This is a genomic window from Achromobacter sp. UBA2119 (assembly GCF_002331005.1).
GTDB lineage: Bacteria > Pseudomonadota > Gammaproteobacteria > Burkholderiales > Burkholderiaceae_B > Achromobacter > Achromobacter animicus.
The window spans coordinates 698133-712389 of the sequence record NZ_DCYD01000009.1 but is presented as its reverse complement, the minus strand read 5'-3'; the positions used below and the strand labels follow the sequence as shown (position 1 = coordinate 712389).

Genomic DNA, 14257 nt, shown 5'->3' with positions numbered 1-14257 from the left:
GGTTGACGACGATTCCACTATAGGAATGCCGCCGTAAATCCTGCCGATAAATGCGGGGGCGCCGTATAAAAACGGCGTCAACGGCCGCGGCGTTTCAGAACGTCTTGGTCACCGACAGGAGGCCCGTGGCGCGGCCCATGTCACGGCCGCGCGTGTTGGTGTAGACGGCGCGGTCGGCGTTGGTGTCCAGATAGGCCAGCGAGACCGACAGCACCTGCCCGAAGTCCTTGGTCACGCCCAGCTTCCAGTCGGTGTAGGAGCCGTTATCCACATTGCGCACGATCTGGCGGCCCGCATGAACGTTGACGACGAGCCCCCAGACGCCGGTATCGAAGTTGCCGGACAGGTCGAAGTATTGGCTGTACCTGCTGTCGGCAAAGCCGAACAGGTTGGTCAGCGCAAGGGAGTACTTGAACATCACCGGGCCGTACCCGATGCCGGCGTAGAGTTCGGTGGTGTCGGGGTGTAGCCGGACGGATAGTCGCCTGGGTAGTAGTACTGCAGCACGCCCAGGTCGACGGGCACGTTGTCCGAGAGGTTGCCCTTGTAGCCGCCGTAGAAGTCCATCTCGACGGGCGCGGACACGTCGCTGTTGCTGTCGTTCAGCCAGCTGATGCTGGAGTTCCAGTTGCCCAGGTAGAAGCCGCTGGCGTGCGTGAGGTCGAAGCCGCCCTGGACGGCGGGCTGGTTGTTGGTCTGCATGAGGCCGCGATAGCGGTACTGGCTGGCGAGCGTGACGTTGGCCGTCAGCGAGTACGGCGATGCGGCGTCGGCGGCGCTGGGGGCGTCGGCGGCCTGTGCCGTGGGGATTAGGGAAAGCAGCGCCAGCGTGGCGACGGTGGTGCGGGGCATGTGAAGCCTCCTGGTGTTGAGCGGACCGCAACAATAGGAGGATCGGCGTAAAGCGCGAGACAAGACTCGCGGCCTGCGCGTAAAGGGCGCATCAAAAAGCGGGTTTTGAAAGGCGGGTTTTGAAATGGCGTCTATCGAAGCCGGCGTTGAACGCGTCTGCTCAGCCCGCGAAGCGATAGCCCACGCCGATCTCCGTCAGCAGGAACACCGGTTGCGCCGGGTCGGCTTCGAGCTTCTGGCGCAGATGACCCATGTAGATCCGCAGGTAGTGATTGCTTTCGACATGGGACGGCCCCCACACCTGCCGCAACAGCTCGCGGTGCGTCATGACCTTGCCGCGATGAGCCAGCAGCGCGGCGAGCAGGCGGTACTCCATGGCGGTCAGGTGCACGTGCTGGCCAGCGCGTTCGACCACGCGCCGCGAGAAGTCCACGCGCACGTCGCCAAAAGCGATCTCGGCGGCGTTGCCCGCACCGCCTCGGCCATGCCGGCGCAGCAACACGCGCAGGCGCGCCAGCAGTTCGCTCACGCCGAAAGGCTTGGCCAGATAATCGTCGGCACCCGCGTCCAGCGCCGCCACCTTGTCGGCCTCGGCGCTGCGTGCGGACAGCACCAGTACCGGCACCTCGGTCCAGCTGCGCAGCTCGCGGATCAGGGTCATGCCGTCGTCGTCGGGCAGGCCAAGGTCGAGCACGATCGCGTCCGGCTGGCGGGTGCCGGCCTCGATCAGGCCGCGTTTGACCGTGTCGGCCTCGTGCACCACGCAGCCTTCGCTTTCCAGCGCCTGGCGGACGAACCGCCGGATGTTGGCGTCGTCTTCGATGATGAGGACTATGGGCTGAAAATCGAACATGGCGCGGACTCAGGCGGTTTCGGGTTGGATCGGGGGCGGGGCGCCCAGCGGCAGGCTGAAGACGAACTGCGCGCCGCTGGCCTGGCCCGGCGCGTGTTCGACCCAGATGCGGCCGTGATGGGCGGCGACGATGGCTTCGCACACGGCCAGGCCCAGGCCGACGCCGGGCGTGGCGGACTCGCGTTCGCCCCGCGTGAATTTTTCGAAGATGCGGCGCTCGGCGCCCGGCGCGACGCCCGGACCGTTGTCGGTGATGGCCACGCGCATTTCGGCATGGTGCGGCACAGTCATTTGCGTTTCTGCCGTGTGCACTTCGGCCTCGTGCATCCCGGCCTTGCGTATCCCGTCTTCATGCACGTAGGCATGGATGCGCAACGTGCTGCCGGCCGGCGTGTACTTGGCCGCATTTTCCAGCAGGTTGCACAGCACGCGTTCGATCAGCACGCCGTCGCACTCCACCAGCGGCAGCGCCGACAGGGGCGAAACGTCGACCTTGCGGCCCGCCAGCGGTTCGCGCATGGCCGCCAGCGCGGCGCCGACCAGCTCCTCGATGGATTGCCACTCCATACGCAGCGGCGCGTCACGGCTTTGCAGCCGCGCCATGTCCAGCAGGTTGACGACCAGCGCGTGCATGCGCTGCGCTTGATCGCGCATGGCGCGCACGGTGTCCTGCACGCCGTCGGGCAGCGCGTGGTGCTGGCGCATCAGCGTATCGGTCATGCCGACCAGGCTGGTCAGCGGCGTGCGCAGGTCGTGCGACACCGCGGCAAGCAGCGAGTTGCGCAGTTTTTCGGATTCCATGCTGACCACGGCCTGCTGCGCGACTTCCACGTAATGCAGGCGTTCCAGCGCAATGGCGATGAGCGTGGCGTAGGCCTCGACCTGGCGGCGTGTGTCGGGATTCGCGTAGAGGCTGCGGCGGGGGGCATCCAGCACCAGCACGCCGCGCGTGCGCATGGGCGCCTTGAGCGGCAGGTACAGCAACGCGCTGTTCGAAAGGGTGGCGGTGCCCGCGCCCGCGGGCTGACCGTGGTCGTACACCCACTGCGCCAACGCCGATTCCGGAGTGGTCGTGTCGCCGCTTTCGGGCGAGGCGAGTTTCAAGCGGTCGTCCAGGCCCAGGATGTAAAGCGAGCAGCGCGCGCCGAACGTGGCATGCACGAACGAGCCGGCGAGCGCGACGATCTGCCCGGGCAGCAGGGCGGACGACAGTTCGCGCGCGAACTCGTAGAGGCTGCGCGCATCGGCTTCGCGCTTGACCGAGGCCTGCGCCTGCAGCCGCAGGCCGGCGGTAAGTTGGCCGATCAGCAGCCCCACGCCCAGCAGCACGCCGAAGGTCAGCAGATACTGCACGTCAGACACGGCGAACGACGACAGCGGCTGCACGAAGAAAAAGTCGAACAGTCCCACGCTGACGACGGACGCCAGCGCGGCGGGCCCGCGCCCGTGGCGCAGCGCCACTGCGGCCACCGCCAGCAGAAAGAGCATGACGATGTTGGTCTGGTGCAGCGTCGGGAACGCAAGCGCCGACAGCGCCGTGGCCACCGCGCAATAGCACAGCGCCCACGCATAACCTGCAAGCGGCCGCGCCCCGCGTTCGTCATCGGACGGGCGGGCGCGGCGTCCCAGCGTGAACGGGTCGCGTCCGGGCGGCGCCTGCGCGGGCAGGGGCGGCGCGCCCAGCCGGATGATGTCGATCTCCGGGCAGCCGGCGGCCAGCATGTCGGCAAAGCTGTGGCGCCGCCACAGCCATCCCGGCGACATGACGGCGGTAAGCAGCGCGGTCAGCGACAGCCGCAACCGCTGCCAGCCGCCCGCGCGGGTCCGGCCCACGATCGCCTTGGTGATGTTGTGGCGGCGGACGTAGCGGACGACGGCATCGACCATGTCGCCACCCGCCAGCGTCTCGGTGCGCGCGCCCAGCGCGTCGGCGAGCGCCAGGCTGTGCTGCAGCCGCTCGACGTCGGCCGCCGCGGGCGGCGCGGCGCGCGGCGTGTCGATGGTGACGACGTGCAGATCGCAATCGAGCTGCTGGCTCATGCGATGGGCGCTGCGGATCACGTATTCGGCGTCTGTATCGGACCCGACGCAGGCGACGATGGCTTCGCGCGTGCGCCACACCGAATCTATGGCGCGGTCGCGGCGATAGGCCTGCACGTCGTCGTCCACGTGCTCGGCGGTGCGGCGCAGCGCCAGTTCGCGCAGCGCGATCAGATTGCCCTTGCGAAAGAAATTGCGGGCCGCGTGGCGCGCCTGTTCCGGCAGGTAGACCTTGCCTTCCTTCAGGCGGCGCAGCAGTTCGTCGGCCGACAGGTCGACCAGCATGACCTCGTCGGCCGCGTCGAACACGTCGTCGGGCACCGTTTCCCAGACGCGCACGCCGGTGATGCTGCCGACGGCCTCGTTCAGGCTGTCCAGATGCTGCACGTTCAGTGTCGTCCAGACGTCGATGCCGGCCGCCAGCAGTTCCTGGATGTCCTGCCAGCGTTTGGCGTGACGCGAACCCGGGGCATTGGAATGGGCCAGCTCGTCGACCAGCACGAGCGCGGGGCGGCGCAGCAGGGCGCCGTCCAGGTCGAACTCTTTGAGGGTGTGACCGCGGTAGGCCACGTCGTTGAGCGGCAGGACCGGCAGGCCGTCGAGCAGCGTGGCGGTCTCGCGGCGGCCATGGGTTTCGACGATGCCGGCGAGCACGTCCGTGCCCTGCGCCGCCTGCGCGCGCGCCGCGGCCAGCATGGCGTAGGTTTTGCCCACGCCGGCCGACGACCCGAAGTACACGCGCAGCTTGCCGCGCACCGCCTGGCGCTCGGCGGCGTCCAGGGTCTTCAATAGCGCGTCCGGATCGGGACGCTCGCCAGCGATGTCAGCCATGAACGCGCAAGGGAGGGGAGGAAACGGCTGGCAATACTATACGCCGCCGCATCAGGGCGCCACGCGCAGCTTGTCCAGCGCCAGGTTCAGCGTCAGCACGTTGACGGCGGGGTCGCCCAGCACGCCCAGCGACGGGGCGGCGGTGTGCGCCCGGATCAGCGCATCGACCTCGCCACGCGGCAGGTTGCGGGCGCGCGCCACGCGGTCGGCCTGGTACGCCGCGGCCGCCGGACTGATGTGCGGATCCAGCCCGCTGCCCGATGCGGTGATCAGGTCGACCGGAACGGGCGCGGCATTGTCCGGGTCGGCCGCTTTCAGGGCCGCGATGCGCGCTTCGATAGCCTCGGCCAGCGCGGGGTTGCGCGGGCCGAGATTCGAGCCGCCGGAAGCCGCCGCGTTGTACGGCATGGGCGCGGTGGCCGACGGGCGGCCCCAGAAGTATTGCGGCGAGGTGAACGATTGGCCGATCCATTCCGAACCGATCACCTTGCCGTCCTGCTCGATCAGCGAACCTGCGGCCTGGTGGGGAAACACGGCGGACGCGATGCCGGTGGTCAGGAAGGGATACGCCAGGCCGGTAATGAGCGACAGCGCGGCGAAGAGGGTCAGCGCGGGGCGCAGGATGCCGCCTTGGCGCGGCGTGGAGGTTGCTGAGTTCATGAGGATTTCCTTTGCGTAGGGGCTTGATCGCGGGCGGGCATCACACCCAGCCCAACGCGGCCAGCACCATGTCGACCAGCTTGATGCCGGCAAACGGCACCAGGAGGCCGCCCAGGCCGTAGATGAGCAGGTTGCGGCGCAGGAGCACCGAGGCACCCAGCGGGCGGTACCGCACGCCCTTCAGGGCCAGCGGGATCAGCACCACGATGATCAACGCGTTGAAGATCACGGCCGACAGGATGGCCGAGGACGGCGTGGCCAGCCCCATGATGTTCAGCACGTCGAGTTGCGGATACACCGTGGCGAAGGCGGCGGGGATGATGGCGAAGTATTTGGCGACGTCGTTGGCCACGCTGAACGTGGTCAGCGCGCCGCGGGTCATCAGCATCTGCTTGCCGATCTCGACGATCTCGATGAGCTTGGTCGGGTTGGAATCCAGGTCCACCATGTTGCCGGCTTCCTTGGCGGCCTGCGTGCCGGAGTTCATCGCCACCGCCACGTCGGCCTGCGCCAGCGCGGGTGCGTCGTTGGTGCCGTCGCCGGTCATTGCGACCAGACGGCCTTCCGACTGGTAGTTGCGGATGAGCTTGAGCTTGGCCTCGGGCGTGGCTTCGGCCAGGAAGTCATCGACGCCCGCTTCGGCCGCGATGGAGGCGGCGGTCAGCTTGTTGTCGCCGGTGATCATCACCGTCTTGATGCCCATGCGGCGCAGCTCGGCAAAGCGCGACTGGATGCCGGGCTTGACGATGTCCTTGAGCTCGACGACGCCCAGCGCGCGGTTGCCGTCGCTGACCATCAGCGGCGTGCTGCCGCGGCGCGCCACGTCTTCGGCCAGGCGCAGGGCCTCGGCCGGCACGGTGGCGCCCTGCGCGGCCAGCCAGGCCTGGATCGCGTCGACCGCGCCCTTGCGGATCTTGCGTTCGCCCAGGTCGACGCCGCTCATGCGGGACTGCGCGGTGAACGGCACGAACTCAACGCCGGTCATGCGCGGGGCCGGCGCATGGATGGCCTTGTCCGCCATCGCCACGATGCTGCGGCCTTCCGGCGTCTCGTCGGCCAGCGACGCGAGGCGCGCGGCGTCCGCCAGTTCGCGCGCGGACACGCCGGGCGCGGGCAGGAAGGTGGAGGCCTGGCGGTTGCCGAAGGTGATGGTGCCGGTCTTGTCCAGCAGCAGCACGTCGACGTCGCCGGCCGCTTCGACGGCGCGGCCCGAGGTGGCGATCACGTTGGCGCTCATCATGCGGCTCATGCCGGCCACGCCGATGGCGGACAGGAGGCCGCCGATGGTGGTGGGGATCAGGCAGACCAGCAGCGCGACCAGCACGGTCACCGTGACCGCCGCGCCGCCGCCGGCTGCCGAGACGGCATACAGCGAGAAAGGCATCAGCGTGACGACGACCAGCAGGAAGACCACGGTCAGACCCACCAGCAGAATGGTCAGCGCCAGCTCGTTGGGCGTCTTCTGGCGCTTGGCGCCTTCGACCATCGAGATCATCCGATCCAGGAAGCTCTCGCCGGGGTCGGCGGCGATGCGCACGAAGATCCAGTCCGACAGCACGCGCGTGCCGCCGGTGACGGACGAGAAATCGCCGCCCGACTCGCGGATGACGGGCGCGGATTCGCCGGTGATGGCGCTTTCGTCGACCGAGGCGACGCCGGCGATGACCTGGCCGTCGCCGGGCACCGTGTCGCCGGCTTCGACCAGCACGACGTCGCCGCGGCGCAGCAGGCCTGAGGGCTGGCTGACCGCCTGGCCACGCCATTGCGCGGGGTCGGCATCTGCCGCATCGGCGTCGCGAAAGCCCTTGAGCAGCCGCGCGTCGATGGTGGTGCGCAGGCCGCGCAGCGTGGCCGCCTGCTGCTTGCCGCGGCCTTCGGCCAGCGCCTCGGCGAAGTTGGCGAACAGCACGGTGAACCATAGCCACACCGTGATGCCCAGGATGAATCCCGGCGGTGCTTCGGCCTGCCCGCGCAGGGCCATGATCCACAGCACAGTGGTGAGCAGGCTGCCCACGTAGACCACGAACATCACGGGGTTCTTGAGCTGCGCGGCGGGCGACAGCTTGCGCAGGCTGTCGACGATGGCGGGGCCGACCAGCGCGCGGGACCACAGGCCGAATGCAGGCGCCGCCTCGGGTCCGGTTGCGCCGGAGCGCGCCGCGTCAGGCCGGGCCGCGTCAGGCCGGGCCGTGACAGGCTGCGCGCCCGCAGCGGGCGCCCGGGCCACGCTGCCGCCCGAGCTGGTTGTTTCCATTTCAATCTTGGCCATGTTCTTTCCTAGCCTGTTGCATCAGGGTTGCAGGTGTTCCGCGACCGGGCCGAGGGCCAGTGCGGGCACGTAGGTGAGGGCGCCGACCAGCAGCACCGCGCCGATCAGCAGCGTCACGAAGAGCGGGCCGGTGGTCGGCATGCTGCCGGGGCCGGCGGGCAGCCGGCGCTTGGCGGCCAGCGAACCGGCCATCGCCAGCACGGCAACGATCACGGCGAACCGGCCGAACCACATCGCGATGCCCAGCAGCACGTTGTAGAAGGGCGTGTTTGCCGACAGCCCGGCGAAGGCGCTGCCGTTGTTGTTGGCGGCCGACGAAAGCGCGTAGAGGATTTCCGAGAAGCCGTGGATGCCCGGATTGATCACCCCGGCCTGGCCCGCCGTCACAGACACGGCCAACGCCGTGCCGCCCAGCACGAGCAGCGGGGTGGCCAGGATGACGATGGAAACCATCTTCATGTCGAAGGCCTCGATCTTCTTGCCCAGGTACTCGGGTGTGCGCCCGATCATCAGCCCGGCGATGAAGACGCCCAGGATCGCAAAGGCCAGCATGCCGTACAGCCCCGAACCCACGCCGCCGTACACGACTTCGCCCAACTGCATCAGCAGCATGGGCGACAGGCCGCCCATCGCCGACAGCGAGTCGTGCATGCCGTTCACCGCGCCGCAGGAGGCAGCGGTGGTGACCGTCGCAAACAGCGAGGTGGCGGCGATGCCGAAGCGCGTCTCCTTGCCTTCCATGTTGCCGCCGGGCGTCACGGCCCCGGCCTGGACGGCCATCGGATTGGGCTGCTGCTCGAAGTACGCGGTGGATAGCGCGAAGACGGCAAACAGCGCCGTCATCGCCGCCAGGATCGCGATGCCCTGGCGCCGGCTGCCCACCATCTCGCCGAAGGTGAAGCACAGGGCGGCGGGGATGGCCAGGATCGCCAGCATCTGCAGGAAGTTCGACAGGGGCGTGGCGTTTTCAAAAGGGTGCGCCGAGTTGGCGTTGAAAAAGCCGCCGCCGTTGGTGCCCAGCAGCTTGATCGCTTCCTGCGACGCAACCGGCCCCATGGCAATCGTCTGTGTGCGCGTCGTGACCGGGTCGGTGACCGCCGCGCCGGCTGCGTCCAGTACGGGCTGGCCCTGCGCGTCCAGGCGCGGTGCGTCGTAGCGCACCGCTTCGACCGTCTGCACTTCCTGGTAGGCGCTGAAGTTCTGAATCACGCCCTGGCTGACCAGCGCCACCGCCAGGACCAGCGACAAGGGCAGCAGCACATACAGCGTGCAGCGGACCATGTCGGCCCAGAAGTTGCCCACCGTGGCCGAACAGTGCCGCGCCAGTCCGCGGATCAGCGCGAACAGCACGGCAATGCCGGTCGCGGCAGACACGAAGTTCTGCACCGTCAGCGCCAGCATCTGCGTCAGGTAGCTCATCGTGGATTCGCCGGCATAGCCCTGCCAGTTGGTGTTGGCGACGAAGCTGATGGCGGTGTTCAGCGCCGAATCGGGCGACACGGCGCCCAGGCCCGCGGGGTTCAGCGGCAGAAGCCCCTGCACGCGTTGCAGCGCGTAGACGGCGGCAATGCCCACCAGGTTGAAGACCAGCACGGCGGCGGCATAACGCTTCCAGCCCATTTCTGCCTGCGGGTCGATGCCCGCCATCCGGTAGATGCCGCGCTCGATCGGCCGGCCCCAGGCGGTCAGCCGGGATCGGCCGTCTTCCATGGCGATGCGGATGTAGCGGCCCAGGATGGGCGCGATCGCAAGCAGGACTGCCAGGTACAGGACCAGCAGCCCGACGAATTCGGGGGTCATCAGAATTTCTCCAGTTTGAACAGCGCGACCAGCAGGTACACGAACAGGAACGCGGCCGTCAGGCCGCTCAGCCAGTAGAGCCAGTTCATGGCTGGTCTCCGGCGGACAATGCGTCGCAGAACCGGACAAGGGCCCAGGTCAGCCCGGCCATCACGGTGAAGATGGCGATATAAATGAGATCCACGTTTTTTCTCCCCGGGAGGCTTGCTCCCTTCGAACAGGCCTGCGCGGCAGAAAGCGGATGCGCGCCGGGCAGGCGAGGTGACCCTTCAGGACACCGGCAGGTTACGGAGCGGGGGGTAAAAACGGGGTATAGCTTGGCGGGCGGGGTGTAAACGGCGCGTAAAGATGATCTGGAATGCTGTGGGTTCCATGCCCGGAATCGGGCGCTTCGCGATGCACGGACTTGGACGGCCAGCGCCATCGGCCACGATCACTAACTGAGCACTGCTCAAGAATTAGGCGGTACGATGGGCCGATTTGCCGGAAAAATCCCAATATTTAGTACAGCGACCCCAAAATGCACTAATATGGTGCATGAAATATGTAAATGAATGCTCCGTCTTAGGGCATTCCCCTAGTGTGGCATTCCCGCATCTGGTGCAGAATCTCTTCCCATGCAGGTGAGGAGACAAAGCCCTGCATGGGCAAATACCGGCGGCACCGGTACATAAAAAAAGTAAAGCAGTACTCAAAAAAAGCAAACGCACAACGGCTGGCACCAGGAAGTGCCAGCCGTTGTCGCATAAAAAGCCGGCAAATCAAGCTTCAGGGCTTTTCAAGCGCTGCGTTTGGCGATATTCAGATGGGATCTGCTTATCCACGCTATGCCGCAAACGCGCCTTACTCCGTCCCGGACATCCATCACGCCCTACTGGCGCCGCAATCTGCGGCTGATCGTGCTGCTGCTCGCCGTCTGGGCGGCGCTGACCTTCATCCCCTCGTACTTCGCACGCAGCCTCTCCTTCGACTTCATCGGTTGGCCCTTCGCCTTCTGGATGGCCGCCTATGGCGCTCCGCTGGCCTACCTGATCATCATCGCCGTCTACGCCCGGGTCATGAATCGCGCCGATGAGCGCGCCGACGAAACCGGGGAGCCGCGCTGATGCCGTTTTTCACCGGAGACACCCCGCAGGAGTTCCGCATCCGGCTGCGGCGCATCTATGTGCTGTACACGGCCGGCTTCGCGCTGATGATCCTGCTGATGGCGCTGGCCGAGATCCTGGGCATGCCGCGCAACTGGATCGGCTATGTGTTCCTGCTGGTCACCGTCAGCCTGTACGCCGGCATCGGCATCGTCTGCCGCACGTCCGACCAGGTCGAATACTACGTCGCCGGCCGGCGCGTGCCGGCCATCTACAACGGCATGGCGACGGCGGCCGACTGGATGTCGGTGGCTTCCTTCATCGGCGTGGCGGGCACGCTGTACCTGACCGGCTACGGCGGGCTGGCCTACATCATGGGTTGGACGGGCGGCTATGTGCTGGTGGCGATGCTGCTGGCGCCGTATCTGCGACGCTTCGGCCAATACACCATTCCCGATTTCATGGGCGCGCGCTACGGCGGCAACCTGCCTCGGCTGGCCGGGGTCTTCTGCGCCATTCTGTGCTCGTTCACATATCTGGTAGCCCAGATCTACGGCGTGGGCATCATCACCACCCGGATGACCGGCATCTCGTTCGAACTGGGCATCTTCGTGGCGCTAGGCGGCATGCTGGTGTGTTCGTTCCTGGGCGGCATGCGCGCGGTCACGTGGACGCAGGTCGGGCAGTACATCATCCTGGTGATCGCATACCTCGTGCCGGTGATCTGGCTGTCGGTCAAACACACCAACATGCCGTTGCCGCAGTTGTCGGGCGGGGCGGTGCTGCAGCAGGTGACCGAAAAAGAGGTCTACCTGCAGAACGATCCCTCAGAGATCGAGGTGCGCCGGATCTGGCAGCAGCGCGCCGACGAAATGGGGCGCCGCCTGCAGGCGCTGCCCGAGTCGTGGACGCTGGAAAAGGACAAGCTGCGCAGCCGGCTGGCCCAGTTGAACGCGGGCGATGCGCCCATGGTCGAGATCCGGTCGGCCGAGCGCGAACTGGCCGCCTATCCGCCGACCGTCGAAGATGCGCGCGCCACGTGGTCGCAGGCCAAGGCGACCTTCGAGGCCCGGGCCGCGCCGCCCACGCCACATGCCGAGCCGTTCCCTGCGAAGGACGCTGAGGAACGCAGCAACATGCGCATCAACTTCCTGGCGATGGTGCTGTGCCTGATGCTGGGCACCGCGGGCATGCCGCACATTCTGATGCGCTCCTACACGACACCGTCCGTCATCGAGGCGCGCAAATCGGTGTGCTGGTCGCTGCTGTTCATCCTGCTGTTGTATTTCATGGCGCCCGCGCTGGCGCTGCTGGTCAAGTTCGAGATCTATACGCAGGTCGTTGGATCGAACTTCCTCAGCCTGCCCAACTGGGTGCATGCCTGGAGCGCGGTCGACACCAACCTGCTCGACGTCAGCGACATCAATCGCGACGGCGTCGTGCAGCTCAGCGAAATCAGCATGGGGGCGGACGTGGTGGTGCTGGCCATGCCAGAGATCGGCGGGCTGCCTTACGTGATTTCGGGGCTGGTTGCAGCGGGCGGGCTGGCGGCGGCGTTGTCCACGGCCGACGGTCTCCTGCTGACGCTGTCCAATTCGCTGTCGCACGACATGTGGTACCGGGTCGTGTCGCCGCGGATGTCGGCGGCGCGGCGGGTGATGGTGTCCAAGATCCTGCTGCTGGTGGTGGCGTTTGGCGCGGCGTGGGTCGCGGCGCGCAAGCCCGCGGACATCCTGTTCATGGTGTCGGCCGCGTTTTCGTTCGCGGCCTCGTCGTTCTTTCCGGCGCTGGTCATGGGCGTGTTCTGGCGGCGCGCGAACAAATGGGGCGCCACGCTGGGCATGGCGGCCGGGCTGGCCGTGACGTTCGCCTATATGACGCATACGCATCCGTGGCTGCGGGAGTCGGTGCTCGGCATCGCCCGCACGCAACCGGTGGATCTGTGGTGGGGCATCCAGCCGATCGCGGCGGGCGTGTTCGGTGCGCCGGTGGCGTTCCTGACGATCGTGGTGGTGTCGCTGCTGACGCCGCCGCCTGACCGGGCCACGTTGGCGCTGGTGGATTACCTGCGCAATCCGGACGCGCGTCACCCGCAGCCGGACAACACCTAGGGGGCGGGGCAGGCGGCCGGGTGGCGGTCGTCGGGATCGGCGCAGGCTGCCCAGGCGGCGTCGGGCATGGCCTGCAACAGCGTCAGGACCTGACCCGGCGCCCATAGCCATTGCACACCGCCGGGCGCGCGGCCCGCTGCCTTCCAGATACGTTGGCGGGCGTCGGCGCTAAGGTCGAAGCGCCCATTGGCGCCGCTGTTGCCGCTGGCCAGCACGGACGACGGATCGCGCTTGGCGTCGTAGACATCGGCGTCGCCACGCGGCTGCACGATGGCCCAGTCGTAGTGGTAGGAGTCCAGCGCCGGCGGCTGCCAGTTGGGGCTGGGCAAGACGAGGATCGGGTGTTCGCCCTGGACTGCGCGATACGGCAATGCCGCCTGCGCGCCCAGGCCGTCTTTAGTGTCGCGGACCGGCCGCAGGTAGCGCTGGGCGGCTCCGCCTTTTGCGTCATGCACGATGACCTCGTTCGCCTCGCCGGTTTCGGGCGCGTGGCGGATGGTCCGTAACAGGCGGCCTGCGGCGTCATGGACGTAGCGCACTTGCGGGCGCGTGGCGCCGTCGCAGGCGCCGTCGGCCAGTTCCGCCAGCCAGCCATTGGCGTCGTAACGCAGGCAGTTCCGGACCGCGCGATTCTCGCGGCCGTCCCAGGCGCGCGAGCGGATGTCGTAACCGGTCAGCCTGCCGGCCGCGTCGTACCGAAAGCGAGTGTCGTTGTCCGGCGGCGGCAGGGCGGGGCCGGGCTGGGCGCGCGCCTCATCCACCGTGTGCGGGTTGTATTGGACAATGCCGCAAAGGTGCTGGCGGCCGTCTACGCCGCGTTCGAAGCGCAGCACGGTGACGCCGATGCGCGCGCCGGGTTCGGCTGCATAGACGGACCAGTCCACGCGTTCGGCCCAGAGGATCGGCGTGGCGCGCGGACCGTCTGGCACCTGGACAGGGGGCAGCCAGCTCCGGACGCGGGAGCCGTCTTTGCCCAGCAACGTGTTGGTGTCGTCGAGCCGGACGTCGGCGACGACGGTCAGCTTGTCGCCCGAAGCCAGCGGCAGGCACAGGGCCAGCGCAAGCCCCGGCGCCGCGGAAAGCGCGGCAAGGGCAAGCAGGCGCAGGACGAAATCAGTTCGCGGCATTGTGCAGCCATGCAACGAGGCCCCACAACTCGGCGCTGACACCGCCCAGCCTCAGCGTCCCGTCGCGCGACTCCATCAGCAGGAAGGGATAGGCCTTGCGCTCGAGCGTGCCTGCGGGCGGCAGCCGGTAGGGGGTGAAGTGGCCGGACGACAGCAGGTAGGTGTTGGTCATGTCGCCCACGTCCACATGCAGATACCAGACGATCAGATCCGTGCCCTTGAACGCGGCATCGGATTCGGGATACGTGCCGCCTTGGCCGGCGGGAATGCCGCTGGCCAGCACGCCCAGGAAGACCGAGCGCGGTCCGTATTGCGGGCGGTAGTCGCCGTCGCCGGAGTGGCGGGTGAAGGCCTGCCGGATGAAGCCGGCGGCTCGCGAGCCGGGCACCACGGATTTGTCGAACATCGCATCGAGCTGCGCGTCGTTCAACGGGCCCCGTGCGGCGGCCAGCCGGTCTATGTCCTGCGTGAAGACGGTCAGCCAGGCCCGGTAGCGCTTGAGCTCGGCCGCGCGGGCAAAGTCGTGGGCGGATGCGCTGCCGGCGAATAGGCAGGCCAGGCACAGGAAGGCCGCCAGCGCGCGGCGCAACGTGCCCTGCGCGAGGAAGCCCTGCGCCAAAAAGCACCGC

At 67.7% G+C, this 14257-nt stretch carries 10 protein-coding genes and 1 pseudogene; 2 read left to right on the top strand and 9 right to left on the bottom strand.

What is annotated here, in order from left to right:
* Window positions 1-94: 94 nt before the first annotated feature.
* The 7 genes and pseudogenes from B3098_RS08450 to B3098_RS08420 all read right to left on the bottom strand — a co-directional run bounded on the left by B3098_RS08450 (window position 95) and on the right by B3098_RS08420 (window position 9394).
* Window positions 95-852, bottom strand: a pseudogene (locus B3098_RS08450) (TorF family putative porin).
* 160 nt (window positions 853-1012) lie between these two features.
* The gene (kdpE, locus tag B3098_RS08445) at window positions 1013-1705 is read right to left on the bottom strand and encodes a two-component system response regulator KdpE (RefSeq protein ID WP_279974824.1); all 693 of its coding nucleotides are present in this window, start codon (window positions 1703-1705) and stop codon (window positions 1013-1015) included.
* 9 nt (window positions 1706-1714) lie between these two features.
* The gene (locus B3098_RS08440) at window positions 1715-4576 is read right to left on the bottom strand and encodes a sensor histidine kinase (RefSeq protein ID WP_286894475.1); all 2862 of its coding nucleotides are present in this window, start codon (window positions 4574-4576) and stop codon (window positions 1715-1717) included.
* 51 nt (window positions 4577-4627) lie between these two features.
* Window positions 4628-5236 carry a potassium-transporting ATPase subunit KdpC gene (kdpC, locus tag B3098_RS08435; protein WP_279974822.1) on the bottom strand — a complete coding sequence of 203 codons (609 nt, stop codon included), beginning with the start codon at window positions 5234-5236 and terminating at the stop codon, window positions 4628-4630.
* A 40-nt stretch (window positions 5237-5276) separates the two neighbouring features.
* On the bottom strand, window positions 5277-7505 hold the full coding sequence (gene kdpB, locus B3098_RS08430; protein ID WP_286894474.1) for a potassium-transporting ATPase subunit KdpB: 2229 nt from the start codon (window positions 7503-7505) through the stop codon (window positions 5277-5279).
* Window positions 7506-7526: 21 nt separating this feature from the next.
* Window positions 7527-9305 (bottom strand): potassium-transporting ATPase subunit KdpA, encoded by a 1779-nt coding sequence (kdpA, locus tag B3098_RS08425; RefSeq protein ID WP_286894473.1) that lies wholly within the window; start codon window positions 9303-9305, stop codon window positions 7527-7529.
* Window positions 9305-9394 carry a potassium-transporting ATPase subunit F gene (locus B3098_RS08420; RefSeq protein WP_286894471.1) on the bottom strand — a complete coding sequence of 30 codons (90 nt, stop codon included), beginning with the start codon at window positions 9392-9394 and terminating at the stop codon, window positions 9305-9307. The genes kdpA and B3098_RS08420 overlap by 1 nt, the downstream gene beginning before the upstream one ends.
* Before the next feature lie 738 nt (window positions 9395-10132).
* Here B3098_RS08420 and B3098_RS08415 point away from each other — a divergent pair.
* Both B3098_RS08415 and B3098_RS08410 read left to right on the top strand, forming a co-directional pair.
* Window positions 10133-10411, top strand: a complete 279-nt coding sequence (locus tag B3098_RS08415) for a DUF4212 domain-containing protein (protein WP_175123140.1) — start codon at window positions 10133-10135, stop codon at window positions 10409-10411.
* On the top strand, window positions 10411-12501 hold the full coding sequence (locus B3098_RS08410) for a sodium:solute symporter family protein (RefSeq protein ID WP_175123139.1): 2091 nt from the start codon (window positions 10411-10413) through the stop codon (window positions 12499-12501). The genes B3098_RS08415 and B3098_RS08410 overlap by 1 nt, the downstream gene beginning before the upstream one ends.
* Here B3098_RS08410 and B3098_RS08405 read toward each other — a convergent pair.
* Window positions 12498-13628 carry a hypothetical protein gene (locus B3098_RS08405; RefSeq protein ID WP_286894468.1) on the bottom strand — a complete coding sequence of 377 codons (1131 nt, stop codon included), beginning with the start codon at window positions 13626-13628 and terminating at the stop codon, window positions 12498-12500. The two genes, B3098_RS08410 and B3098_RS08405, sit on opposite strands and share 4 nt — an antisense overlap.
* The gene (locus tag B3098_RS08400) at window positions 13615-14247 is read right to left on the bottom strand and encodes a hypothetical protein (protein WP_279974818.1); all 633 of its coding nucleotides are present in this window, start codon (window positions 14245-14247) and stop codon (window positions 13615-13617) included. The genes B3098_RS08405 and B3098_RS08400 overlap by 14 nt, the downstream gene beginning before the upstream one ends.
* Between the last annotated feature and the right edge of the window lie 10 nt (window positions 14248-14257).

Excerpts from the sequence above, each read along its gene's own strand:
- B3098_RS08415 (WP_175123140.1), top strand. The coding sequence starts at position 10,133 with ATGCCGCAAACGCGCCTTACTCCGTCCCGGACATCCATCACGCCCTAC.
- B3098_RS08410 (WP_175123139.1), top strand. The coding sequence starts at position 10,411 with ATGCCGTTTTTCACCGGAGACACCCCGCAGGAGTTCCGCATCCGGCTG.
- B3098_RS08440 (WP_286894475.1), bottom strand. The coding sequence starts at position 4,576 with ATGGCTGACATCGCTGGCGAGCGTCCCGATCCGGACGCGCTATTGAAG.
- kdpB (WP_286894474.1), bottom strand. The coding sequence starts at position 7,505 with ATGGCCAAGATTGAAATGGAAACAACCAGCTCGGGCGGCAGCGTGGCC.
- kdpE (WP_279974824.1), bottom strand. The coding sequence starts at position 1,705 with ATGTTCGATTTTCAGCCCATAGTCCTCATCATCGAAGACGACGCCAAC.
- B3098_RS08420 (WP_286894471.1), bottom strand. The coding sequence starts at position 9,394 with ATGAACTGGCTCTACTGGCTGAGCGGCCTGACGGCCGCGTTCCTGTTC.
- kdpA (WP_286894473.1), bottom strand. The coding sequence starts at position 9,305 with ATGACCCCCGAATTCGTCGGGCTGCTGGTCCTGTACCTGGCAGTCCTG.
- kdpC (WP_279974822.1), bottom strand. The coding sequence starts at position 5,236 with ATGAACTCAGCAACCTCCACGCCGCGCCAAGGCGGCATCCTGCGCCCC.
- B3098_RS08405 (WP_286894468.1), bottom strand. The coding sequence starts at position 13,628 with ATGCCGCGAACTGATTTCGTCCTGCGCCTGCTTGCCCTTGCCGCGCTT.